Here is a 22,991-nt window from a genome sequence, read left to right on the forward strand (position 1 = left end):
GCACCTGCCGGAACGAGGCGCAATAGAGATCGACCATCGCCCGTCCCATCGCGACCAGCTCCCGCACGCCGGGTAGGTTCTCCAGCCGGCACAGCGTCGATTGCGACGCCAGATCCCGACCCGACGGCAGCGCATCCTGGGCCATCTTGAAGACCGGATCGCGGCGCAGCCGGTTGGCGTCGTTGCCGTCCTCGTAGCCGGCGGCGATCATCTTCATGCGAAAGCCGATCATGTCCGCCAGGCTGTGGACGACCTGGTCCGGGCAGCGCGGATCGTCGATGCAACGCGCCAGACGCTCGGCCACCCGCAACCGCTTTTCCACCTCGGCCAAGGCCAGAACGCCGCTGTTGGACGACAGCATGCCGCCGTCGAAACGGGCGACGACGGACTTGCCGCCGACTGATGACAAACCGCTCAGCGGCAGCGCAAGATCGTTCATGGTGGGTGTGGTCTCCGGGAAATGGTTCGGATCGGCTTAGGCAACCAAATCCTACGTCATTTCAACGGCTTGCGCCACATCCACCAACCCCCATGAATTTGGTTAGGTTGATGCGGCGTGCCGCCGCCGTGAGGCCGCGCTCGCTCAGCAGCGCGTCGAGAACGACGAGAAGATTCAGATCGAGCCCTTTGAAACGCATGTCTTAGCTATCCATAGCGTGGATGCATTTGATTGAAACAAACGATTTTACCAATTTTCCGGAATGTCGCATGGACTTGGCAGGACCTCACGTGCGCCGATCACTGCCTCTATCGCGTGGCGAGTCCCTTGAGAAGAGCCCGAAAGAGGAAATCTGTCGCGTGCGGTGGAGATTGTACTGGGAATGAGAAGCAGCGCTCCGATCATGTCGAACTCTCCGACGAATGGCGGACCGGTACAATAGTTGATCGCAACTGGTCCGGAGCTATGAAACATCTCGATTACATATGAGGTGCCGAGTGAATACGCTGACAGCACCCACCGTCGCAGCGTTTAGCTGACGTTTGACGACGGTTCCTATCCATTTACACGCAGATTCTTGATGTGCTGGCGCAAAAGCGGGAGGCCGGCGACTTTTCTTCGTCATCGGGCTGACGCCGCAGAAGCCGGAACTCGTCCGGTTCCTATGGGCATTGGGCTTGGTCGGTCGCACAGGCTCTATGAGGGGCAATTTTGGCAACGCGACGCGACTCGGGTTTTGAACGACGCCGAAAACGCAAGCTGGAAAGGAACAAGATGGCAGATCAACTCGCCAACGAAATAATCGCCATTATCAAGAAGCGCGCCGCGTCGGAGGGCGGCATAGCGCCTGCCACAGGCGGCGAGATAACGGCTGCCACGGGACTGACTTCGCTCGGTATCGATTCACTGGGATTGGCGGACGTTCTCTGGGACCTGGAGCAGGCCTACGGCATCCAGATCGAGATGAATACGGCCGAGGCATGGTCGGATCTCCAGAATGTTGGGGACATGGTGGAAGCCGTGCGCAGCTTGCTCGCTAAGGGGGTGTGAATGGACAGGCGCGTCGTGATTACTGGGATTGGCGGTATTTGCGGGCTTGGGACCAACGCCGCCGCCATTTGGACAGAGATGCGAGAAGGCCGCTCCGCCATCGGCCCAATCGTCAACTCCGAGCTCCATGAATTGAGGGTCAGGATCGGTGCCGAGATCAAGGCGCTGCCGGAGCATGACATCGACGGCAAGCAACTCATCTCCATGGACCGCTTCAGCCTGCTCGCTGTGCTTGCGGCGCGCGAAGCCATGCGTCAGGCCGGACTTTCCTCCAAAGAGGGAAATAGGTATCGCTTCGGTGCGACGGTGGGCGTTGGCGGCTGCGGGTGGGATGCGATCGAGCAAACCTACCGCGCCATCCTTCTGGGCGGTAAGCGTGCCGCTCTCTTGACTGTACCCAAGGCGATGCCGGGTGCCGCTGCCGGCCAGGTCAGCATGAGTCTCGGCCTGCGCGGGCCGGTCTTCGGCGTCACGTCCGCCTGTTCCTCGGCAAACCATGCGATTGCCTGCGCGGTGGACCAGATCAGGCTCGGCCGGGCCGACGTGATGCTTGCCGGCGGCAGCGAAGCGCCGCTCATATGGGGTGTGCTGAAGGCATGGGAAGCGATCCGCGTGCTTTCGCCCGATACTTGCCGGCCATTCTCGGCCGATCGCCAGGGCCTGTCGCTTGGTGAAGGCGCCGGCATGGCGGTGCTGGAAAGCTACGAGCATGCCCTGGCTCGGGGCGCCACCATCCTTGCCGAAATTGCCGGTGCCGGCCTTTCCGCCGATGCGTCCGACATCGTCGCGCCGACTGTCGAGGGGCCGGAGGCAGCAATGCGGGCCTGCCTTGCCGATGCCAGGCTGGACGCCGAGGATGTCGACTATCTCAACGCGCACGGCACCGGCACCAAGGCCAACGACCAGATCGAGACGGCGGCGATCAAGCGCGTCTTCGGTCAGCACGCCTTCTCAATGTCCATTTCTTCTACCAAGTCCATGCACGCGCATTGCCTCGGCGCGTCCGGCGCGCTCGAGTTGATCGCCTGCGTGATGGCTATCCGCGAGAGCGTCGTGCCGCCGACTGCCAATTATCGTGAGCTGGACCCCGATTGCGATCTCGACGTCACGCCCAATGTGGCACGCGAGCGCAAGGTGCGCGTGGCACTGAGCAACTCCTTCGCCTTTGGCGGCACGAACGCGGTTCTGGCGTTCAGGCAGGTGTAGAAGCCATGAGAGATGCCTCCGGCAACATTATCTCTCGCATCCAGATGCTTGCCGGATAACTATTGTGAAGGGCGGGTCATTGACCGCCTCGGCGAATGCGGGAAGTGGCAGCGGAAGCTCGACGATCCGGGGGTATCGTCTTTGCGAAATTCTTAACTGTTGAAGCGGCTTGGACGTACCGCCGCCCCGTAAAAGGTAAGCGAGGCCCTGCGGGCTCGGCTTGAGGGTCTGAAGCTGTACACGACAATGTCTGGAAGCCGCAGGGTCGGCTCTGCGCCCGTTATAGTCGCCTGAGTGCTGCCGGCCCGGCCGCGCCGCGGGCGCCGTCAACGAACTCCTTGAACCTGCGGACCTTGCCTGTCTTGGCCGACGCTTCGAAGCGCGCCGTCGTGCTGGCCTCCAGATCCGCGACATGCTTGCGCAGAGTCGTGGTGGGCGCGAGGCCAAAGATGAAGTCGACGTCGTTGGCGCGGCACCAGTCGATGACCTGCGGGTTGCAATAATGGCTATCGCCGCGGAGCAGGATTCGAATGTTCGGCCAGTTGATCCGGATCGCCCGCACCAGACGGCGCAGGTGGGGGCGGATCTCAGCCCCACTCGGCTGCTTGGCCGGTCGCAGGATCGCGCTGACGAACCGTCCCGCACCATCGAACATGACGATCGGCTGGAAGCCGTACTCGTCATGGTGGGCATTGAACAGGCGAAGCTGTTGGCCTCCGTGCACAGCGTCGAAGGTGTCGTCAATGTCGAGTACGATCCGCTTCGGCACCTGCCGGAACGAGGCGCAATAGAGATCGACCATCGCCCGTCCCATCGCGACCAGCTCCCGCACGCCGGGTAGGTTCTCCAGCCGGCACAGCGTCGATTGCGACGCCAGATCCCGACCCGACGGCAGCGCATCCTGGGTCATCTTGAAGACCGGATCGCGGCGCAGCCGGTTGGCGTCGTTGCCGTCCTCGTAGCCGGCGGCGATCATCTTCATGCGAAAGCCGATCATGTCCGCCAGGCTGTGGACGACCTGGTCCGGGCAGCGCGGATCGTCGATGCAACGCGCCAGACGCTCGGCCACCCGCAACCGCTTTTCCACCTCGGCCAAGGCCAGAACGCCGCTGTTGGACGACAGCATGCCGCCGTCGAAACGGGCGACGACGGACTTGCCGCCGACTGATGACAAACCGCTCAGCGGCAGCGCAAGATCGTTCATGGTGGGTGTGGTCTCCGGGAAATGGTTCGGATCGGCTTAAGCAACCAAATCCTACGTCATTTCAACGATCAGATCCCGAGCAGCCAGCCAGTATTCGACCGTCGCTGGCGCCTCGCGCCCACTGAGGCCTTGTGCTTCCTCCAGCGAGTCAAGCCGATCACCATGCGTGTCGCCAGTTCTGGTGCTCACCCACGTGCCATTTGCGATCTTGTGTCGGTGAGAGCACCGCAAGCACCTCCCCTGCTAGAGGGCAAGGCGGGTTGCGTCGCCCGTGTTGTTACTATTCTTCGCTGTGGTCGGAGTTTTTTCCTTAGCTTCGGAATCGGGACATTCGACTTTGCAAAAAATGGGCCATCGTGGTCGATCGTCACGCCCCCGAGTTCGGCGGCACGATGGGACGACAACGGCAGCGCAAGCTCCATTTGCGCGAGGGGCTCGTCCCTTCAACTACTTGATGCATTTGCGTTTTGCGTACCTCCGTGCATGTTGCTCGATCCCAGGCGGAGACCTCTGTCTAAAAGATCGCGCATCGATGCAACGCCCACGCGTAGATCGCCATCATCGCGGCGATCGCTTTGCCGGGATCGCCGCAGCCGTTTTCGAGCACGACAATCATGCCAGCGGTGTCGGCAGCGATGCGCATGCAAAAATTCACAGATGCATTCTAGCCAAAATGCTAGCTGCCCAGCAAATGTCCGGCATTTCGCAAGGCCCCTAGGAAGAGACTGGCATGGCCGTTGGCATCGATCTTGGCCTGCATCGACAGGGGCATGTTGTGCCAGTTCTCCAAGGGCGCAGTGAAATGTGAGAATGTACCGTTGACGATGCAATGGTGGGTAACAAGGCCCTGTCTGTCCAACGCCAGCACGCCGATCTGGTCGCCCTGATATCGGATGGCTGCGACCCGCTGGACCTCCGCGTCACCGTCGACCCGCACGTCGAAAAGCAGGATGCCGCGGCTCCTGGTGGCTACCTCGGCGGCCTTTTCAGCGAAGCTTAAGGAGAGCGACCGGACGCTTTCGACCGCCAGCTGTAAAACCATCAAATCCAGTTCATCCACTGCCATAAGGTACCTGCGCGCAACACATGGGTGATAGCAATCGACCACACTGCTTGTTCACAGATGTCGGCTCACGACCGATCATTCAGGGTTTGCCGGTCGTCCATTGACCGAGGGCGTGCTCCGGTTCGAACCGATCCTGAAGCGGAATGCGCTGGATCTACGGAACCCGAGGAGCAGGCCAGCCAAAGTTGCCGCGACAATTGATGTCGTGATCATTCCAGGCATCTGCATCGGCGTCGCTGAACATCCCACTGGTAAGTCCGTTCTCTTGCGGCAAGCCCAACCTCGGGCCGTCTTGTACCTGAAACCCTCGCGGTGGCGTCCCTCGAAGCTCGGGACCGCCGGGCGCTTGATCGTCGAGAACTTTGTTTACGAAGGTCCGGACCTCCTGCAGAGCATATTCTGGTGCGCTCGCCTTTGAGCATTCCGCTGAAGCGTGACGTTCCGCTAGTCCGTGTTCCTTGCAGACTCACCGCGAGGGCGCCTTGCACACAGCGGCACGTCAGCGCATGAAACTCGTCCCCCGTTCACTTCACAAAATGGATTTCCTGAAGTACTGGGAGCGCAGAGAAATCTCCGGTCGCAGCCTACCCGGTTAAAACAAGGACCCAATGATGAAGACTCTCGTCGTCTGCTCCGGCGGATTGGACTCGGTTACCCTTGCTCACAAGGTGGCAGCGGAGCACGAACTCGCCGGCCTCCTATCTTTCGATTACGGCCAACGTCATAGGAAGGAATTGGGCTTCGCCGCCCTTTGCGCGGAGCGACTGAGCGTCCCGCACCGCATCATCGACATCCACGAGATCGGCGGCGGCCTTTCCGGCTCCGCGCTGACCGATAATGTGGACGTGCCCGACGGGCACTACGCCGAAGACACGATGAAGGTCACGGTGGTGCCGAACCGCAACGCCATCATGTTGGCCATTGCCTTCGGCTTCGCCGCAGCGCACGACGCTGACGCGGTGGCGACGGCCGTGCATGGTGGGGATCATTTCATTTATCCCGACTGCCGTCCGGCCTTCATCGACGCTTTCCAGATGATGCAGGACCACGCGCTCGACGGCTACGCGAAAATTCGCATTTATGCACCCTATGTGAATCTCACGAAGGCGGACATTGTTAGGAATGGAGCAGCATACGGCACGCCATTTGCGCAGACCTGGTCCTGCTACAAGGGCGCCGAGCGTCACTGCGGGAGGTGCGGGACCTGCGTCGAGCGGCGCGAGGCGTTTCATCTCTCTGGGCAGCCGGACCCCACCGACTACGAGGACTCCGACTTCTGGCTCGATGCGCTACGAAGGAGGACCGCGTAATGTTCCGCATCACCAAGGAATTCCACTTCTCAGCCTCGCATCAGCTCACCTCGTTGCCACCCGATCACCAATGCGCGCGCCTGCACGGGCATAACTACATCGTTGAAGTGGAGCTTTCAGCGAATGGACTGAACGAGAACGGCTTCGTGCGCGACTATCACGATTTGGCGCCATTCAAACGCTACATCGACGAGAGCTTCGACCACCGACATCTCAACGACGTGCTGGGACATGAGCAAGTCACGGCGGAATATCTGGCCAGACATTTTTATGAATGGTGCAAGGCACGCCTGCCCGAAACCTCGGCCGTGCGGGTGAGCGAAACGCCGAAAACCTGGGCGGAATACCGGCCATGACCGATACGCATCCCGCAATCCGCGTGAGTGAGATTTTCGGACCGACGATCCAGGGCGAGGGCGTGCTCGTCGGTTTGCCGACGGTCTTCGTCAGAACCGGCGGGTGTGACTATCGCTGTTCCTGGTGCGACAGCCTGCATGCGGTGGACAATCAATTCCGCCATGAATGGGAGATGATGTCCATTGGCGCGGTGTGGCAAAACGTGCTTGCGCTTTCCGGTGGCCGCCCGCTGATGGTATCGCTGTCAGGCGGCAATCCGGCCATCCAGCCGCTCGGCGCGCTCATCGAGCGAGGCCATGGTGAAGGTTACCGTTTTGCGCTGGAAACCCAAGGTTCGGTGGCCAGGGACTGGTTTGCCGACCTTGACGTGCTAGTCCTCAGCCCAAAGCCGCCGTCAAGCCAAATGACGACCGATTGGGCCGCTTTCGAGGCGTGCCTCCAGGCGGCACAAGGCAGGCCGCAAGTCGTGCTCAAGCTCATTGTTTTCGACGAAAGTGACTACGCCTACGCGAAAGACGCCGCTGCGAGATTTCCGCGGCTTCCGATCTATCTGCAACCCGGCAATCACACGCCGCCACGCCCCGCAAATGAAGACGCGCCTGTCGACCTTGACGGAATATTGAAGCGCATGGAGTGGCTGGTTGATAGCGTGACCCGCGACAGGTGGTTCGAAGCCCGTGTGCTGCCGCAGCTGCACGTTATGCTCTGGGGTAACAAGAGAGCCGTCTAGCCTGGGCCCGCTTTTCACTGAAACTGCGCCGGCGGATATTCGGGTGGACGGGTTGTCCCACGCTTGACGGCGCTGCCGGGGTGCTTGCGGACTTTCTGCCACCGGCACCAAGAGCGTGGCCAGCCGCTTACGATTAGGATTGTTGCCGAGGCTCGGTTTCGACGGGCGTCGGCCTGGCGGGAACCAATCAAAGGTTAGCGCGAGCCACGGGTGGAATAGTATGGTGTTGCGATCCGGCGGCGCCTGCTGCAGCTGGCACGGTCCTTGCGGATTCTCGTTGCAAGGCCGAAGGGAGCTGTCGGCCGACAACCATGATCTGGCCAGGACGATTGTCGACTGCTTCCGATACAGAAAAGAGGCCGGACTCGACGTGGCGCTTCAGGGACTGCGAAATGGAATACGGCGCCGGAAGGCACGACCGGACGATATCGTCGCTATGCCAAGACGCGTCTGGTCCGCTCCGAATCCTGTCTTGACACGACGGTCGCCGGTCAACAGTGAAAAACGTAGCGCAATCGGTTCACGATCGACTGAGAACCATGACCGTTCCTCTGCGGTGCTCAGACTGCCGCTGAGTGCCTGGCCGTTCCAATTTCGAAATATTTGTCGAACTTTGCCGCGATGCTCCTGACAAAGGGCCGGCTTTCCGCAGGCACGACGAAGCGGTCACCATCAAGTTCAAGCAACCGCGCAGGATCTTGGAGGGCCGTGGAACTCGCCTTGAGGAGAAGTCTTTGGCCGGCTTCGCCAAAGCGCTCCACCAGCTCAATCGCCGAGAAGGCGAAGTCACACATCAATCGCTCGATGATCCAGCCGCGAGCGCGGTCGTCTTCGGAAAGCGCAATGCCGCGGACCGCAGCCAGCCCGCCGTCTTCGACCATGCGCCCATACTCGGCGGTCGAAGGCATGTTCTGTGCATAGCCCTGGCGAAACTGGCTGATGGACGATGGGCCGAGGCCGATCAAGGTCTCGTAGCGGTCCTCGGTGTAGCCTTGGAAGTTCCGGTGCAGTGTTCCGGCGCGGGCGGCAAGCGCGAGGGCATCGCCCGGCTTGGCGAAATGGTCGAGCCCGATTGCTTCGTATCCCTGGTCCATGATCGCCCGCGCCGCCAGTTGCGATTGGGCAAACCGCTCCGCCGGACCCGGCAGCCATGCCTCGTCGATCATCGTCTGATGTTTCTTGAACCACGGCACATGGGCGTAGCCAAAAAGCGCGATCCGATCCGGTTCCAGGGTCAGTGCCTGTGCAACCGTGGAGGCGACGCTCTCCCTGGTCTGATGCGGCAGGCCGTAGAGCAGATCGAGATTGACGGATTCGACGCCGCGCGAACGAACGCCATCAACAACCGTCTTGGTCTGCAGAAAGCTCTGCTCGCGGTTGATCGCTTTCTGCACCTTCGGGTCGAAATCCTGGACGCCGAGGCTCGCCCTTGTCATGCCGATTTCGGCAAGTGCATCGAGGCGGGCATCGTCCATATCGTTGGGTTCGATCTCAACGCTGATCTTTGCACCGGGGAGAAAGGTGAAGCTGTTGCGCAGGACGGTTCCCAGCGCCACCAGATCCTCCGGTTTGAGCATCGTTGGCGAACCGCCGCCGAAATGGACGGCACGCACGCGGCCCTTGCCTGCGACAAGACTGGAGACGGTTGCGATCTCGGCATGCAGTGAGCGCAGATATGTGGTCACTGGTTCGTAGTGGCGTGTCTGCTTGGTGTGGCAAGCGCAGAACCAGCAAAGCTTGTCGCAATACGGGATGTGCAGATAGAGCGAGATCTCATCGCCATCGTTGAGCGCCTGCAGCCAGCCACGACAAATTGCAGCATCAATGCCTGTATGAAAATGCGGCGCTGTCGGATAACTGGTATAGCGCGGGACGTTCTCGCCAAGTCTGGCAGCTAGCTCCAGTCGCATGTCGTGGTCCACCGTGTTTGCGTCGCCGGAACTGTGGATGCTTGGATGAGCCTAAGCCCTGATTTCGATCAACGTTCAGCACGGACAAACTGCCGCAAGGATTTTTCTACCGTCGATTGCTATCCTGCCCGCACTGGACCGGTAGAGCGATCGAATGACATTACGGCAGGACATTCACAGTTCCGGCATTCCCGTTCTTTGCCTGTCTTGCGAGGCACGGCACCGCGGTGTCTGTGGTGCGCTCGAACCAGACCATTTGGCTCAGCTCGCCAAGACGTCGTCGCGGCACAATATCGAGCCGGGGGTCGAACTGATCGGCGACGCCGAGGCGGTCGACTGTTATTCAAACGTGCTTTCAGGCGTGGTGAAGCTCACGAAGAGCCTTTCGGACGGCCGCCAGCAGATCGTCGGTCTCCAGTTCGCGCCGGATTTTCTGGGACGGCCCTTCAAGATGAAAAGCGCGATCAATGCGGAAGCGGCAACAGCTGTCTCGCTATGCTCGTTTCCGAGAGCGGCCATCGAACGGATGATGAAGGAATCACCGGAATTTGTGCATCGCCTGCTCAAGCAGGCGCTGAACGAACTCGACGAGGCACGCGAATGGATGGTGACTCTGGGGCGCAAGACCGCACCGGAGAAGGTGGCGAGCTTTCTCCTCATGATCGCCCGGAACATCGGTTCCAGTGTTGACCCGGCGGCTAGGTCGGCGTGCTTCGAGCTGCCGATGACGCGTGCCGACATCTCTGATTTCCTTGGAATTACAAACGAGACCGTGAGCCGTCAGCTGACCAGCCTGAGAATGGACGGCGTGATTCGGATCGAGAACAACCGCCGTGTCACCGTGGACAGCATGAGCCGGCTGGAACGGCGCTGCGGCGGCCGAGGCGCAACCGCCCTTTGAATGACACCGAAGCTGCATGGCCTACGTCACTTACTTCGTTCGGGGCAGGGCATGCTCGCGTTGGGCTTAGAAGAAGTCGCATAGCGATAGCCCGCTCTCCATCCGATCGGATGAGCCAGGTGCGTTTCGGCCAACTCGTCGGCGAAGCATCCATCCTCGAGGTGCTCGACGTGCAACCGGCTGTTCCAGGCAGGATCGCACTCGGCCGAAGTCAATACGCCTCATACGCAGGGGAAAATTGCCGTTCCCCCGAATCATGAATGTCACGAAGGCAGCGCAACGCTGGCGCTGGCTGTCCCAAGGCATTGAAACGATCGACGTTCGGCAAGGCATCGGCCTACTTTCCAGCGTCACAGAAGGCGCGCTTCCCACACGCCCGCGATCGCCTCCATACCCGGCCAGACCGGGGACGCCGGGCCTGTCCATAAGCGTGGCGGCCGGTGCTGCGCTTCCACATTCGATCGCCACAGTCTGATCGCACCGAACTCGATGCTGCTCGAAGCAAAATCGTGCGGCTCTGACATGGATCAGGGCGAGCAGGCCACGGCTGCGCAATAAGGCACTGCGGTTTGGCGCCCGCCGGAATCGGAAATCGGGGCTTGCGATGAAATTCGGCACAGAGATCGTCCTTCTAAGCCTGTTTGCGTTTGCGGCCCTGGTGGCTGCCGGCTTCGGCGTAGATGAACCTTTTCGGCGGCATATGTGGGTTTTGTTCTTCGCCGTGGCTGGCTTCACTGCGATTCTGTTGCGCAACACGGAGTTCAAGCCGGCAGTTCCGATCGACCCCGCCGCTTACATGGATGGGCCGATCCGCTACGGTGCCATCGCCACCGTATTCTGGGGCGTCGTCGGCATGCTGGTCGGCGTGGTCATCGCCCTGCAGCTCGCCTACCCGGATCTCAACATCCAGCCCTGGTTCAATTTCGGCCGACTGCGGCCGCTGCACACATCCGGTGTTGTGTTCGCTTTCGGCGGCAACGCGCTAATTTGCACGTCTCTCTATGTGGTGCAGCGCACGTGCCGCGCGCGTCTGTTCGGCGGCGATCTCGCCTGGTTCGTGTTCTGGGGCTATCAGCTGTTCATCGTCATGGCGGCAACCGGCTACCTGCTCGGTATCACCGAGAGCCGCGAATACGCCGAGCCCGAATGGTATGTGGACCTGTGGCTGACCATTGTATGGGTCGCCTACCTCGCCCTGTTCCTCGGCACGATCCTGAAGCGCAGGGAACCGCACATCTACGTCGCCAACTGGTTCTATCTGTCCTTCATCGTGACGATCGCGATGTTGCATGTGATCAATAACCTATCGATGCCCGTGTCGTTCGTGGGTTCAAAGAGCTATTCAGCGTTTTCCGGTGTCCAGGATGCCTTGACGCAGTGGTGGTACGGCCACAACGCCGTCGGCTTCTTCCTCACCGCTGGCTTCCTCGGCATGATGTATTATTTCGTGCCCAAGCAGGCCAACCGACCGGTCTATTCATACCGGCTGTCGATCGTCCACTTCTGGGCTTTGATCTTTCTCTACATCTGGGCCGGTCCGCACCACCTCCACTACACCGCCCTGCCGGACTGGGCCCAGACGCTCGGCATGGTGTTCTCGATCATGCTCTGGATGCCCTCGTGGGGCGGCATGATAAACGGCCTGATGACGCTCTCGGGCGCCTGGGACAAGCTGCGCACCGACCCGATCATCCGTATGATGGTGATGGCCATCGCCTTCTACGGAATGTCGACCTTCGAAGGCCCGATGATGTCAATCAAGGCCGTCAACTCGCTCTCGCACTACACCGACTGGACCATCGGTCACGTCCATTCGGGCGCGCTCGGATGGGTTGGCATGATCTCGTTCGGCGCGATCTATTTCATGGTCCCGAAGTTATGGAACCGCGACCGGCTTTATTCGCTGCGGCTCGTCAACTGGCACTTCTGGCTGGCGACGCTTGGGATCGTCGTTTACGCGGCGGTGATGTGGGTGTCCGGCATCATGCAGGGCCTGATGTGGCGCGAATACAACGAGCAGGGCTTCCTGGTCTACTCCTTCGCCGAAACCGTCGCCGCCATGCATCCCTACTACATCATGCGTGCCATCGGCGGCGCGATGTATCTGTCGGGCGCCCTCATCATGGCCTGGAACATCGCCATGACCATCCTCGGCTACCAGCGCGAGGAGGATCCGATGCCGCGCTCCATCCCCGCCCTCCAGCCTGTGCGATCAGGAGCCAGAAAATGGGCCTGATGGACAGACACGCGGTCATCGAGAAGAACGCCACACTTCTTCTCCTCGGGTCCCTGCTGGTCGTAACCATCGGCGGTATCGTCGAGATCGCGCCGCTCTTCTATCTCGACAACACCATCGAGAAGGTCGAAGGCATGCGGCCCTATTCGCCGCTCGAGCTCGCCGGGCGCAACATCTATGTGCGTGAGGGCTGTTACCTCTGCCACAGCCAGATGATAAGGCCGTTCCGCGACGAGGTCGAGCGCTACGGCCACTATAGCCTGGCGGCCGAGTCGATGTACGACCACCCGTTCCAGTGGGGCTCGAAGCGCACCGGGCCGGATCTCGCCCGGGTCGGCGACCGCTACTCGAACGGATGGCACGTCCAGCATCTCACCGAGCCGCGTTCGGTGGTGCCGGAATCGATCATGCCGAGCTACGCGTTCCTGAAGGACATGCCAATCGAGGTGAAGGATTTCTCGACGCATCTGATCGCCAACAGCCGTGTCGGTGTGCCCTATTCAGACGACATGATCGCGCATGCCAATGCCGATCTCATGGCGCAGGCCGATGCGAATGCCGATACATCGGGCCTGGAGAGACGCTATCCGAAGGCCAAGCTTGGGGACTTCGACGGCGATCCGCAGCAGGTCACCGAAATGGATGCGCTGGTCGCCTATCTCCAGATGCTCGGCACGCTGGTCGATTTCAGGACCTATGACGAAGCCGCCGGTTACCGCTGAGGAGAATGGCGATGACCTACAATTTCATGCGGGAGTTTGCCGACAGCTGGGGCCTGCTTGCCATGGCACTTTTCTTCCTCGGATGCGTTGCCTTTGCATTTCGTCCCGGCAGCCGCAGGCAAGCCGAGAGAGCCGCTCACATTCCTCTCAAGGACGACTGATCATGGGCAGCGAGCATATCGACGAGGTTTCGGGCATCTCGACGACCGGCCATGAGTGGGACGGCATCAAGGAACTCAACAACCCGCTTCCGCGCTGGTGGGTCATAACCTTCTACATCACCATTGCCTGGGCGATCGGCTACACCGTCGTCTATCCGGCATGGCCGATGCTGACTTCCGCAACCAGGGGTGTGCTGGGGTATTCGAGCCGCAGAGACGTCAAGAATGAACTGGCGGCGGCCGAAGTGGCCAAGGGTAAATTTGTCGCTGCCATTCAGGCGAAGACCGTCTCCGAGATTACAGCCGACAATACGCTACGCGAATTCGCCATCGCCGCAGGTGGCGCCGCGTTCAAGGTCAATTGCGTGCAGTGCCATGGCTCGGGCGCTCAAGGGTCCAAGGGTTTTCCCAACCTAAACGACGACGATTGGCTGTGGGGTGGCAACGCCGAACAGATCCAGCAGACGATTGCGCACGGCATCCGCTTCGCATCAGACCCGGATACGCGCCTGTCGGAAATGCCTGCTTTTGGCGACATCATCACGACGGATCAGATCAAGCAGGTCGGCGCCTATGTCGCAAGCCTCTCCGATCCTGTTCAGGACACAAGCCTGATCGAACTCGGCGCCAATGTTTTCGCCGAGAATTGTGCGGCCTGTCATGGTGAGAATGCAAAGGGCAACAGGGAGCTCGGCGCACCCGACCTGACCGACGCGATCTGGCTTTACGGGTCTGGCGAAACAGCCATCGCCGCGCAGGTCCGCGCCCCGAGGCATGGCGTCATGCCGGCCTGGATCGGGCGTCTCGGCGAGATCAAGGTCAAGGAACTCGCGGTCTATGTCCATTCGCTTGGCGGCGGAGAATAGGAACGCAAGCCTATTCTCGTCCTCCCCCCAACCGCCAAGCGACGAGGCCCGGCGCGAGCCGGGCCTCGGCATCATCCAGAAACCGATGGGTCGGGCTTCCGGCGAAATCGTCGCTGGTGACTGGAGCTTCTCGTGCTCGATAACACGCAAATAGAACGGCTCGAAGCCAATGCGGTCAACTCCGCCAAGACCCGTCAGCCGCTCTATGCCGGACGCAAGAAGCTCTTCCCGAACCGGGCCTCTGGCAGTTTCCGCCGCTTCAAGTGGTCGGTGATGGCAATCACGCTGGGAATCTACTACCTGACGCCCTGGCTGCGGTGGGATCGCGGGCCATTTGCCCCGGACCAGGCCGTGCTGGTCGATCTTGCCAACCGCCGCTTCTATTTCTTCTTCATCGAGATCTGGCCGCAGGAATTCTATTATGTGGCCGGCCTGCTGGTCATGGCCGGTATCGGCCTTTTCCTGATCACATCCACCGTCGGCCGGGCCTGGTGCGGCTATACGTGCCCGCAGACCGTGTGGGTCGATCTGTTTCTGGTCGTCGAGCGAGCCATCGAGGGCGACCGCAACGCGCGCACGAAGCTTGATGCCGGGCCGTGGACTGCCCGCAAGCTCGTGCTGCGGGTGTCGAAACACGCCATCTGGCTAGTCATAGGTGCGGCGACCGGCGGCGCGTGGATCTTCTATTTCGCCGACGCGCCGACCCTGCTCGGCCAACTCTTCACTGGCACCGCAGCCGCGGTTGCCTACATCACCGTCGCCGTGCTGACGGCGACGACTTATACGTTCGGCGGGCTGATGCGCGAGCAGGTCTGCACCTACATGTGCCCATGGCCGCGCATCCAGGCGGCCATGCTCGACGAGAATTCCCTCACCGTCACCTATAATGACTGGCGCGGCGAACCGCGCTCGCGTCACGCCAAGAGGGTCCTTGCCGCCGGGCAGCCCGTCGGCGACTGCGTCGACTGCAATGCCTGTGTCGCGGTGTGCCCGATGGGGATAGACATTCGTGATGGCCAGCAGCTTGAATGCATCACCTGCGCGCTCTGCATCGATACCTGTGACGGTATCATGGACAAGCTCGGCAGGGAGCGCGGACTGATTTCCTATGCGACGCTGGCCGACTACAACGCCAACATGATGCTGGCGACCCCGGGCGGCTCCGGTTCAGTCAACCCGTCACTGGTCAGGAGCGCTGACGGCCTGTTCTCCGACAAGGTGGCCCGTTTCCATATCCGCAAGATCTTTCGACCGCGCACCTTCGTCTACATGGGCGCCTGGTCGGCGGTCGGTCTCGCGCTGCTCTATTCGCTGCTGACCCGCGAACGGCTCGAATTGAATGTCCTGCACGATCGCAACCCGCAGTTCGTGACGCTGTCCGACGGTTCGATCCGCAATGGCTACACCGTCAAGCTGCTCAACATGATCCCCGAACCAAGAACAATCATTGTCACGATGCAGGGCCTGCATGGAGCCGAAATGAGCGTTGTCGGCATCGACCTGCCGGCGGATCGCTCCTTCGCCATCCCGGTCGAACCCGACCGGCTGAAGATGCTCAAGGTTTTCGTGCGTCAGCCGGCAGATCAGGTTCGGGGTGCAGCGCAAAGCTTCAAGTTCCGGGTCGAAAACAAGGCAACGTTCGAGTCGGACGAATACACGGCCACTTTCAACGCACCGGAGATCGCCAGATGAGCGACACCTCGCGACAATCCCGCGAATTCACCGGCAGGCATATGCTGTTCACCATCCTTGGCTTCTTCGGCGTGGTCACAGCGGTCAATCTGACGATGGCGACGCTCGCCAACACGAGCTGGACCGGCCTTGTCGTCGAAAACACCTATGTGGCGAGCCAGCAATTCAACAAAAAGGCCGAGCAAGGGCGAGCTCAGGCAGCCCTCGGCTGGACTGGCAAACTGACCATCGCAGGCGGTGAGGTCCGCTACAGTCTCACCGATGCTGTCGGCAAGCCGGTTGCCTTGCACGGCGTCAAGGTGCTGTTTCGTCATCCCGCCTACGAGGCCGAGGACAAATCCGTCACTCTTGAGGCTGCCTCCGGTCAGATATTCGCCGCGCACCACATGCCCAATGATGGCGTCTGGATCGTCGAAATCGACGCCGATGCGAGCCTTGCGAAACCCTATCGCGACGTTCGCCGGATCATGATTTCCCACGGGGCGCTGCAATGAGCTGCTGTGCGCCGGGCGCGGAACTGGCGCTGGATCTGGGCAACGCTACATCCGTCCTGCCGTCAAGCGAAGAGATCAGACTGGCGAGCCGCTCGATTGGCGAAAATCTTCGCCAGACCGACCTCTCGGTGCCGGCTGTGCATTGTGCCGCCTGCATCCAGACGATCGAGACGGCGATCGGCAAGCTGGATCGCGTCGAAGGCGCTCGTGTCAATCTTTCAACGAAACGTGTTTCGGTCCGGTGGCGCGGCGACGAGGTTCCGCCATTCGTCGCCACACTTGGACGGCTGGGCTATGGCGCGCACCTGTTCGATCCCGAGGCTGACGGGAAGAACAAGACGCTCTCGGAACTGATCCGCGCCGTCGCGGTCGCCGGCTTTGCGGCGGGCAACATCATGCTGCTATCAGTCTCCGTCTGGTCCGGCGCGCAAGGCGCGACCCGCGACCTGTTCCATTGGGTCTCGGCCTTGATTGCCATTCCTGCGCTCGCTTTCGCCGGCGGCATCTATTTTCGCTCGGCCTGGGATGCGCTGCGCCACAGCCGCATGAACATGGACGTGCCGATCGCGGTCGGGGTATCGCTCGCTTACGCCATGAGCCTCTACGAGACGATCAACCATGGCGACCATGCTTATTTCGACGCGTCGGTGTCGCTGCTGTTCTTTCTGCTGATCGGCCGCACGCTGGATCACGTGATGCGGGAACGGGCGCGGACGGCCGTGAACGGACTGGCTCGGCTGGCGGCGCGCGGCGCCATGGTGCTGCGCGAGGATGGTTCGCGCGACTACTTGCCGGTTGGCGAGATCGAACCAGGAATGGAGCTCTTGATCGCGGCTGGCGAGAGGGTGCCCATCGACGGCAGGATCATTGGCGGGGCGTCGGATCTCGACTGTTCCCTGGTTTCCGGGGAAAGCACGCCCAGAACGGTGGGCCCGGGGGCGCAGGTCCAGGCCGGTACACTCAATCTCACGGGTCCGCTGACCATCGAGGCGACGGCCGCCGCGAAGGATTCCTTCCTGGCCGAAATGATTCGGCTGATGGAAGCGGCAGAGGGCGGCCGCGCCCGCCATCGCAGGATCGCCGATCGCGTCTCCGCGCTCTATGCCCCCGTGGTCCACCTCACCGCCTTTGTGACGTTCCTCGGCTGGATGGCGGCGACCGGCGACTGGCACCGGGCAATAACAATCGCCATCGCCGTTTTGATCATCACATGCCCGTGCGCGCTCGGTCTCGCCGTGCCGATCGTGCAGGTGGTCGCTGCGCGGCGGCTGTTTGAAAGCGGCGTCATGGTCAAGGACGGCTCCGCCATGGAGCGCCTGGCGGGGATCGACACGGCATTGTTCGACAAAACCGGCACGCTTACGCTCGGACTGCCAAGGCTGATCAATGCGCCGTCGATCGATCCGACGATGCTCGCCATGGCGGCCGAGATGGCAGCGCATTCCCGCCATCCCTTTTCGAAGGCAATCGCTGGCAATGCAGCCTTTGCCGGCCAGCCGAAACTCGCGTCCGTCAGCGAGCATCCGGGCTTCGGCATCGAAGCCATCGCCGAGGGCAGTACCTGGCGGCTGGGTCGCCGCGGATGGGGTGAGTGGAAAGCCCGCACCGTCGGCGAAGGCAAACAAGGCTATGGCGGAACCGTTCTGACGAAGGACGGGGTCATTGTCGCGACTTTCGATTTCGAGGATGAGCTGCGTGCCGATACCAAGGCGGCCATCGAGCAACTGAACGGCGCCGGCGTGTCGGTGGAGATGCTGTCGGGCGACACAGAAGCTGCCTGCGGCGAAGTCGCGGAAGCGCTGGGCGTCGAGCGCTTCGTTCCCGCGTTGCTTCCCTCCGGGAAGGTCGAACACATCGAAGCATTGACGCGAACTGGCCACAAGGTGCTGATGGTCGGCGATGGGCTCAACGACACGCCTGCATTGGGCGCCGCACACGTTTCGATCGCTCCGGCCACGGCGGCGGATATCGGGCGCAACGCCGCGGATTTCGTGTTCCTGCGTAAAAGTCTTCTGGCGGTCCCACTTGCTTTAGACATTTCGCGGAAGGCCGGACGGCTGATCCGGCAGAACATCGCCATCGCGATCGTTTACAATGGCATCGCCGTGCCGGTCGCCATTCTGGGGCACGTTACGCCACTGATCGCGGCGGTCGCGATGTCCGCCTCGTCCCTCCTGGTCATCGGCAATGCGCTACGCCTGCAAGGTTTCGTGTCAAATGCATCGGTGCAAGATGCCCGACATGACAGGCGCTCCGACATTGGCGCACTGGCACAATCCTCATGACGACGCTCGCCTACCTCATACCTGTGGCCCTGTTCCTCGGAGCGCTTGGGCTGGCGGGGTTCCTGTGGGCCTTGAGGAGCGGCCAATATGAAGATCTCGATGGCGCCGCCGAGCGGATCCTGATCGACCGCGACGAGCCACGCAGTTGACCCAGCCTGCCCTGCGAGGACCGCTCGAATATTTTCCGCGGTTGCTTCGCGTCATGCCGATTTCGGCGCGCGACGGGTGCGAACGGATCAGCCAGAATACGTTGCCGAACTTTCGGCCAGGAAAGGGCCGCACCGAACGGGAAGCCGGCCATTCCATGATGACCTGACCAGACCATGGTGTGGCGGTCGACCAGTCGACCGTGAACCCGCCGTTGCCGCGTTTATCGAGCCTGGTTGATCCACATCAGGGTTATCTCTTCATAGGCATGGTTTCATTGAGCATTTTGAACGGAGAACGGATGTCTAACGGACGGTTAGGTCGCGTGGAGACGCTTGGGGAGATGAGCCGCAAACCGTGGATCGATTGCGATGCGTTCCAGTGCCCTTCGTCGCAGATAGCCGACGCAATGGCGGCACGCTGATGGCCGGCTCTGTCGATAGATTCGACGTTATTGTGGTCGGAGCCGGGCCGGTCGGACTTTCCTTCGCCGCGTCGCTTGCCCAGAGCCGACTCAAGGTGGCAGTGGTTGAACGGCAGTCGCTCGAAAGCCTGGCGAATCCGGCTTTCGACGGTCGCGAGATCGCGCTGACCCACGCATCGGTTGGAATCCTTCGCGAGCTCGGCGCCTGGGATGCCATCCCCGCTTCGGACAAATCACCGCTACAAGGCGCGCGCGTGCTCAACGGATCGAGCCCTTTCGCCCTGAGCTTCGATTCTCCCAGCGGATCTGGGGAACCACTCGGAATTCTGGTCCCAAATTGTCGGATCCGCGACGCCCTGTTCAAGCTTGTCCACTTCCAGGATCATGCCCAGCTGCTGTGCGGCCGCTCGGTCGTCAATGCAACAACCAGCCACAAAGAAGCAGTCATAACGCTCTCTGATGGCAGGCAATTGGCCGCTCGGCTGCTCGTTGCAGCGGATTCGCGTTTGTCCGCGACGCGCGACCTGCTCGGCATTGGCGCCGACATCAATCGGCTTGGCAACTCCATGCTGATTTGCCGAGTGAGGCACGAGCGCGCCCATCACCAGATCGCGGTCGAATGGTTCGATCACCATCAGACGATAGCGATGTTGCCGCTCATGGAAGGCGTGTCGTCGCTGCTTCTCACGTTGCGCTCAAGCGAGGCCGACAGACTGCTTGCTCTCGACGACGATTTGTTCCTCATGGAATCGACGAGCCGGTGTCGAGGACGCTTCGGAGAGATGACCTTGGCAAGCACCCGCCATGCCTATCCGCTGGTCACGACCTGGGCGCACAAGTTCTGGGCTCCGAGTGCGGCACTGATCGGCGATGCTGCCCTCGGCATGCACCCGGTGACCGCGCATGGCTTCAACATCGGCCTCAGTGGCCAGAAGCAACTCGCCGACAGAATCCTGCCGGCATGTCGCGAGCGCCGCGACATTGCTGATCCCGACATGCTCGGCAGATACGAAAGCCGGCTGCGTCTGTCGGCGGCACCGCTCTATCATGCTACGAATGCACTTGTCGCTCTCTACTCAGGCGAGCACCCGGCGGCACGGCTTGCAAGACATGCAGGGCTTCGCTTTGCCCAATATCTTCCCTTTATCCGCCATGGCATTTCGGCCATGCTCAGGCGGTGAATCGCAGGCAGCGCTGCCGCTCTGGAACGCTATCTCGGCCCGGCTTCCTTTTGTCTCGCCGGGCGCGTTGATGCCGTTGGTAGGGCTGCTTCCATGGTGACGTTGCCGATCCTGGGATGATTCGGATCAAGGCACGCGTGCGGGCAAGAGCTCGATGGTCAGACGGCAAGGCCAAGAGGCAGACGTGCGCCCCGAAGACTGGTGAGCACACTGGTTATCCCCGCTGGATAGTTAACCCGTCCTTCAGTGGGCCTGCGTAGGCTTGTCCTCGCGAACAACGATGGGAGCAAGCTGGTCCGTCCATGGCCCCGAAGAATGAAGACACGCTGGAGGCCAAAATCCGTCAGGATCAGCTTGCTGACCTGAGGGCCGGCCTCTTCGTGTCGATGCCGATAAGCGCTATCCTGTCAGGCCTGATTTGGGCGGTGCACGCCCTTTCTGGCAGCGGCTTTGCAGCTGCAATCTGGTTCCTGGTCGTCAATGCGATAAATGCCGCCCGCCTTGCACTCGCGCGTTATCAGCTAAAGGAAACGGGGCGCCATGACGGATTAGTGGGGGTTTTGCCGCGGCTTCGCTGGTTTGGCATCCTTGCTCTTCTGGCAGGGTTTGCCTGGTCCTTCCTGGCCGTCCTGACTGTTGGATACACGACACCTCAAGCACCGCTGCATCTGGTCATTCTGGCGGGCATTTCAGCTGGTGCGGTTACATACGGCAGTTCGTATGCCGCGGCGGCGATCAACTTCATCACACCTCCGCTCCTCATCACGGTGGGTTGCCTTTTGGCGAAAGGCAATTTTGAAGACTACATTCTGGCTTTTACCGTTCTGCTCTTCATGGGCGGCTTGGTTCGAGCTTCGTTTGTTGGGCAAGCACGGTTCCGCGAAGCGAGCCGCCTGAGGCATGAGGCCGAGCGGCTTGCGGCGGAGATGAAGGCCAGTTCCAGGCAGGACCACCTGACGGCCCTTCTCAACAGGCGTGGCCTCGAAGACGCTATCGGACGGTTCGAGACCGCGGATGGCCCCTTCGTGGCAATGCTGGTTGACCTGGACGGGTTCAAATCCGTCAACGATACCTACGGTCACAGGACCGGTGATGAACTGCTTGTCAGGATCGCCCGCCGCATAGAGGAGGAAGCACCGGAAGGCTCAACGCTCGCTCGTATCGGCGGCGATGAATTCGTGCTGTTTTTTCCCTCAACGAGGGTTTCGCTTTCTGCCAATGATCTCGCCTCCAATATCATAGCAAAAATTGCCCGCCCCTATCGGGAGGTCGCGTCCGTCCGGGTCGGGGCATCAATAGGAATATACCTGGCGGAAAGCCCGGGCCTGACCGAAATGTTGTTGCGGGCGGATATCGCCCTTTACACGGCCAAGCGTCGTGGCAGGAACGAATTTTGCCTGTTCGATGCCGAACTCGACAGGGAACTGCAACGCCGCCAGTCCGTCGAACGGGACCTTCATTCGGCGATAAAGACGAGAAGCTTGCAACCTTGGTTCCAGCCGATCGTGAAACTCGACACCGAGGCCGTGGTCGGTTTTGAAGCCTTGCTGAGGTGGTCCCATCCGACTCATGGTGCCATCTCTCCACCCGAAATCATCACAGCTGCACGCGAAACCGGAATGCTTCAGCTGCTGACGCAAACCGTCTTCGCCGACTGTTGTGCTTTTATCGACGGCTTGGTGAAAGCTGACTGTCGTGATTTCCGTGTGGCGATGAATGTTTCGCCGCGCGAACTGGAAGCCGGCGATATCGACGACATGGTTTTGGATGGTCTGGCGGCAAAAGGCCTCCCTGCAACGATGTTCGAAATCGAGATTACCGAAGAATCCCCGGTGGACCCGGACAGAGTGGATGAAAAGCTCGGACGGCTTTCACATGCGGGCATTTCCATCGCGCTCGATGACTTCGGCACCGGCTTTTCTACGTTGGCATCGCTCAAGGACAGTCGGATACGCAAGGTCAAAATAGACCAGGGCTTCATTCGCGGCTTGGCCAAGTCCCGAGAGGACCGACTGCTTGTCAAATCGGTCATCGATCTCGGTAACATGCTCGGGATCGAGGTCATGGCCGAGGGCGTCGAAACAGAGGCGGATCGGCAAACCCTGCACAAGCTTGGCTGCCGAACCGCTCAAGGCTACCTGTTCTCCAAGGCTGTGCCTCTGAGCCAAGCACTGGAAATGGCAGTCAAACAGCACGCGAAGCAGTTGTGACCGCTCCCGCCGCGCCGTCTCTCGCGGCCGTGCGCTCATGAGTGACGGGTATCTGAACTTCCTTGTTTGAAGAGCATGACAATCCGTGCTGTGCGTCAGCCGGCGAACAGTTCCTTGTAGCCGGTCGTCACCATCCAGTTCGCCCGGTCGATATGGCTGCGAAGAGCCTTGCGGGCGCGGACCGGTTCAAGGGCCGGGTCGATGCCTAGAATGAGATCGGCCATCTCCTCTTCGCTGGCATTGTCGGCGCAGGCATCCAGGATCCGCAGGTAGATCGTGAAATGCTCCCTGTCGTAGGCCGTCAGGTTCTCCGACCAGGGGACTTCGTCGCACAGAGTTGAGTTTCGAGTCTCATCTGTTCCCATTGATCGATTCATGCCTGTTGCGAGCCTCGGCTGTT

General features: G+C 61.0%; 21 protein-coding genes and 3 pseudogenes. 16 read left to right on the plus strand and 8 right to left on the minus strand.

From position 1 onward, the window contains the following. On the minus strand, positions 1 to 439 hold a 439-nt coding region (locus NKI85_RS31495; RefSeq protein WP_352779989.1), incomplete at its 3' end, for a transposase. Positions 440 to 536: 97 nt separating this feature from the next. Further along, a pseudogene (locus tag NKI85_RS31500) lies at positions 537 to 638 on the minus strand (LysR family transcriptional regulator); the annotation flags it as partial. A 575-nt stretch (positions 639 to 1,213) separates the two neighbouring features. Between NKI85_RS31500 and NKI85_RS31505 the strand changes: the two are divergent. Next, positions 1,214 to 1,489, plus strand: a complete 276-nt coding sequence (locus NKI85_RS31505) for an acyl carrier protein (protein WP_352458906.1) — start codon at positions 1,214 to 1,216, stop codon at positions 1,487 to 1,489. Further along, positions 1,490 to 2,695 carry a beta-ketoacyl-[acyl-carrier-protein] synthase family protein gene (locus NKI85_RS31510; protein WP_352508066.1) on the plus strand — a complete coding sequence of 402 codons (1,206 nt, stop codon included), beginning with the start codon at positions 1,490 to 1,492 and terminating at the stop codon, positions 2,693 to 2,695. Here the strand turns inward: NKI85_RS31510 and NKI85_RS31515 are convergent. The 4 genes and pseudogenes from NKI85_RS31515 to NKI85_RS31530 all read right to left on the minus strand — a co-directional run. Then, positions 2,682 to 2,846 (minus strand): annotated as a pseudogene (locus NKI85_RS31515) (LysR family transcriptional regulator); the annotation flags it as partial. The gene NKI85_RS31510 and the pseudogene NKI85_RS31515 overlap by 14 nt on opposite strands. A 168-nt stretch (positions 2,847 to 3,014) precedes the next feature. Continuing rightward, positions 3,015 to 3,899, minus strand: a pseudogene (locus tag NKI85_RS31520) (IS1380 family transposase); the annotation flags it as partial. A gap of 514 nt (positions 3,900 to 4,413) precedes the next feature. Continuing rightward, positions 4,414 to 4,542 carry a hypothetical protein gene (locus tag NKI85_RS31525; RefSeq protein ID WP_352618367.1) on the minus strand — a complete coding sequence of 43 codons (129 nt, stop codon included), beginning with the start codon at positions 4,540 to 4,542 and terminating at the stop codon, positions 4,414 to 4,416. A 33-nt stretch (positions 4,543 to 4,575) separates the two neighbouring features. Next, complete coding sequence (locus tag NKI85_RS31530; protein WP_352618370.1) at positions 4,576 to 4,965, minus strand: hypothetical protein; 390 nt, start codon at positions 4,963 to 4,965, stop codon at positions 4,576 to 4,578. A gap of 611 nt (positions 4,966 to 5,576) precedes the next feature. On the opposite strand from NKI85_RS31530, the gene queC reads away from it, so the two are divergent. The 3 genes from queC to queE are packed head-to-tail and all read left to right on the plus strand — an operon-like array spanning position 5,577 to position 7,362. Continuing rightward, positions 5,577 to 6,275 (plus strand): 7-cyano-7-deazaguanine synthase QueC, encoded by a 699-nt coding sequence (gene queC, locus NKI85_RS31535; protein ID WP_023679622.1) that lies wholly within the window; start codon positions 5,577 to 5,579, stop codon positions 6,273 to 6,275. Then, on the plus strand, positions 6,275 to 6,631 hold the full coding sequence (queD, locus tag NKI85_RS31540) for a 6-carboxytetrahydropterin synthase QueD (RefSeq protein WP_023679623.1): 357 nt from the start codon (positions 6,275 to 6,277) through the stop codon (positions 6,629 to 6,631). The genes queC and queD overlap by 1 nt, the downstream gene beginning before the upstream one ends. Next, positions 6,628 to 7,362, plus strand: coding sequence for a 7-carboxy-7-deazaguanine synthase QueE (gene queE / locus NKI85_RS31545; RefSeq protein ID WP_352474110.1), 735 nt, complete (start codon positions 6,628 to 6,630; stop codon positions 7,360 to 7,362). The genes queD and queE overlap by 4 nt, the downstream gene beginning before the upstream one ends. Positions 7,363 to 7,922: 560 nt before the next feature. Here the strand turns inward: queE and hemN are convergent. Then, the gene (gene hemN / locus NKI85_RS31550; protein ID WP_352778478.1) at positions 7,923 to 9,272 is read right to left on the minus strand and encodes an oxygen-independent coproporphyrinogen III oxidase; all 1,350 of its coding nucleotides are present in this window, start codon (positions 9,270 to 9,272) and stop codon (positions 7,923 to 7,925) included. A 154-nt stretch (positions 9,273 to 9,426) separates the two neighbouring features. On the opposite strand from hemN, the gene NKI85_RS31555 reads away from it, so the two are divergent. The 11 genes from NKI85_RS31555 (at position 9,427) to NKI85_RS31605 (ending at position 22,591) form a co-directional block, all read left to right on the plus strand. Beyond that, on the plus strand, positions 9,427 to 10,173 hold the full coding sequence (locus tag NKI85_RS31555) for a Crp/Fnr family transcriptional regulator (RefSeq protein ID WP_352493084.1): 747 nt from the start codon (positions 9,427 to 9,429) through the stop codon (positions 10,171 to 10,173). 604 nt (positions 10,174 to 10,777) lie between these two features. Next, positions 10,778 to 12,409 (plus strand): cytochrome-c oxidase, cbb3-type subunit I, encoded by a 1,632-nt coding sequence (gene ccoN / locus NKI85_RS31560; protein WP_352517895.1) that lies wholly within the window; start codon positions 10,778 to 10,780, stop codon positions 12,407 to 12,409. After that, positions 12,400 to 13,131: a cytochrome-c oxidase, cbb3-type subunit II gene (gene ccoO, locus NKI85_RS31565; protein ID WP_352474114.1), complete on the plus strand. Its 732-nt coding sequence runs from the start codon at positions 12,400 to 12,402 to the stop codon at positions 13,129 to 13,131. The genes ccoN and ccoO overlap by 10 nt, the downstream gene beginning before the upstream one ends. 11 nt (positions 13,132 to 13,142) lie before the next feature. Then, complete coding sequence (locus tag NKI85_RS31570) at positions 13,143 to 13,292, plus strand: cbb3-type cytochrome c oxidase subunit 3 (RefSeq protein ID WP_352457387.1); 150 nt, start codon at positions 13,143 to 13,145, stop codon at positions 13,290 to 13,292. Positions 13,293 to 13,294: 2 nt separating this feature from the next. Beyond that, positions 13,295 to 14,158, plus strand: coding sequence for a cytochrome-c oxidase, cbb3-type subunit III (gene ccoP / locus NKI85_RS31575; RefSeq protein ID WP_352468492.1), 864 nt, complete (start codon positions 13,295 to 13,297; stop codon positions 14,156 to 14,158). A gap of 132 nt (positions 14,159 to 14,290) precedes the next feature. Continuing rightward, positions 14,291 to 15,850, plus strand: a complete 1,560-nt coding sequence (gene ccoG / locus NKI85_RS31580) for a cytochrome c oxidase accessory protein CcoG (protein ID WP_352779991.1) — start codon at positions 14,291 to 14,293, stop codon at positions 15,848 to 15,850. Next, positions 15,847 to 16,344: a FixH family protein gene (locus NKI85_RS31585; RefSeq protein WP_352779992.1), complete on the plus strand. Its 498-nt coding sequence runs from the start codon at positions 15,847 to 15,849 to the stop codon at positions 16,342 to 16,344. The genes ccoG and NKI85_RS31585 overlap by 4 nt, the downstream gene beginning before the upstream one ends. Further along, complete coding sequence (locus tag NKI85_RS31590) at positions 16,341 to 18,629, plus strand: cation-translocating P-type ATPase (protein WP_352779994.1); 2,289 nt, start codon at positions 16,341 to 16,343, stop codon at positions 18,627 to 18,629. The genes NKI85_RS31585 and NKI85_RS31590 overlap by 4 nt, the downstream gene beginning before the upstream one ends. After that, positions 18,626 to 18,778, plus strand: a complete 153-nt coding sequence (gene ccoS, locus NKI85_RS31595) for a cbb3-type cytochrome oxidase assembly protein CcoS (protein ID WP_023679633.1) — start codon at positions 18,626 to 18,628, stop codon at positions 18,776 to 18,778. Before NKI85_RS31590 ends, ccoS begins: the two co-directional genes overlap by 4 nt. Positions 18,779 to 19,199: 421 nt before the next feature. Further along, a complete protein-coding gene (gene ubiM / locus NKI85_RS31600; protein ID WP_352593372.1) occupies positions 19,200 to 20,381 on the plus strand; it encodes a 5-demethoxyubiquinol-8 5-hydroxylase UbiM in 1,182 nt (393 codons plus the stop codon). 302 nt (positions 20,382 to 20,683) lie between these two features. Then, the gene (locus tag NKI85_RS31605) at positions 20,684 to 22,591 is read left to right on the plus strand and encodes a putative bifunctional diguanylate cyclase/phosphodiesterase (RefSeq protein ID WP_352593345.1); all 1,908 of its coding nucleotides are present in this window, start codon (positions 20,684 to 20,686) and stop codon (positions 22,589 to 22,591) included. Between the two features lie 95 nt (positions 22,592 to 22,686). Here NKI85_RS31605 and NKI85_RS31610 read toward each other — a convergent pair whose 3' ends face one another. Then, the gene (locus NKI85_RS31610; RefSeq protein WP_352779996.1) at positions 22,687 to 22,956 is read right to left on the minus strand and encodes a DNA -binding domain-containing protein; all 270 of its coding nucleotides are present in this window, start codon (positions 22,954 to 22,956) and stop codon (positions 22,687 to 22,689) included. Positions 22,957 to 22,991: the final 35 nt, after the last annotated feature.

Origin of the sequence: Mesorhizobium sp. M0571, from assembly GCF_040320985.1 — a bacterium.
Classification (GTDB): domain Bacteria; phylum Pseudomonadota; class Alphaproteobacteria; order Rhizobiales; family Rhizobiaceae; genus Mesorhizobium.

What these genes read in the sequence shown, in the direction of transcription:
- NKI85_RS31505 (WP_352458906.1), top strand. Translation starts at nt 1,214, where the DNA reads ATGGCAGATCAACTCGCCAACGAAATAATCGCCATTATCAAGAAGCGC.
- NKI85_RS31510 (WP_352508066.1), top strand. Translation starts at nt 1,490, where the DNA reads ATGGACAGGCGCGTCGTGATTACTGGGATTGGCGGTATTTGCGGGCTT.
- NKI85_RS31525 (WP_352618367.1), bottom strand. Translation starts at nt 4,542, where the DNA reads ATGCGCATCGCTGCCGACACCGCTGGCATGATTGTCGTGCTCGAAAAC.
- NKI85_RS31530 (WP_352618370.1), bottom strand. Translation starts at nt 4,965, where the DNA reads ATGGCAGTGGATGAACTGGATTTGATGGTTTTACAGCTGGCGGTCGAA.
- queC (WP_023679622.1), top strand. Translation starts at nt 5,577, where the DNA reads ATGAAGACTCTCGTCGTCTGCTCCGGCGGATTGGACTCGGTTACCCTT.
- queD (WP_023679623.1), top strand. Translation starts at nt 6,275, where the DNA reads ATGTTCCGCATCACCAAGGAATTCCACTTCTCAGCCTCGCATCAGCTC.
- queE (WP_352474110.1), top strand. Translation starts at nt 6,628, where the DNA reads ATGACCGATACGCATCCCGCAATCCGCGTGAGTGAGATTTTCGGACCG.
- hemN (WP_352778478.1), bottom strand. Translation starts at nt 9,272, where the DNA reads ATGCGACTGGAGCTAGCTGCCAGACTTGGCGAGAACGTCCCGCGCTAT.
- NKI85_RS31555 (WP_352493084.1), top strand. Translation starts at nt 9,427, where the DNA reads ATGACATTACGGCAGGACATTCACAGTTCCGGCATTCCCGTTCTTTGC.
- ccoN (WP_352517895.1), top strand. Translation starts at nt 10,778, where the DNA reads ATGAAATTCGGCACAGAGATCGTCCTTCTAAGCCTGTTTGCGTTTGCG.
- ccoO (WP_352474114.1), top strand. Translation starts at nt 12,400, where the DNA reads ATGGGCCTGATGGACAGACACGCGGTCATCGAGAAGAACGCCACACTT.
- NKI85_RS31570 (WP_352457387.1), top strand. Translation starts at nt 13,143, where the DNA reads ATGACCTACAATTTCATGCGGGAGTTTGCCGACAGCTGGGGCCTGCTT.
- ccoP (WP_352468492.1), top strand. Translation starts at nt 13,295, where the DNA reads ATGGGCAGCGAGCATATCGACGAGGTTTCGGGCATCTCGACGACCGGC.
- NKI85_RS31585 (WP_352779992.1), top strand. Translation starts at nt 15,847, where the DNA reads ATGAGCGACACCTCGCGACAATCCCGCGAATTCACCGGCAGGCATATG.
- NKI85_RS31590 (WP_352779994.1), top strand. Translation starts at nt 16,341, where the DNA reads ATGAGCTGCTGTGCGCCGGGCGCGGAACTGGCGCTGGATCTGGGCAAC.
- ccoS (WP_023679633.1), top strand. Translation starts at nt 18,626, where the DNA reads ATGACGACGCTCGCCTACCTCATACCTGTGGCCCTGTTCCTCGGAGCG.
- ubiM (WP_352593372.1), top strand. Translation starts at nt 19,200, where the DNA reads ATGGCCGGCTCTGTCGATAGATTCGACGTTATTGTGGTCGGAGCCGGG.
- NKI85_RS31605 (WP_352593345.1), top strand. Translation starts at nt 20,684, where the DNA reads ATGGCCCCGAAGAATGAAGACACGCTGGAGGCCAAAATCCGTCAGGAT.
- NKI85_RS31610 (WP_352779996.1), bottom strand. Translation starts at nt 22,956, where the DNA reads ATGGGAACAGATGAGACTCGAAACTCAACTCTGTGCGACGAAGTCCCC.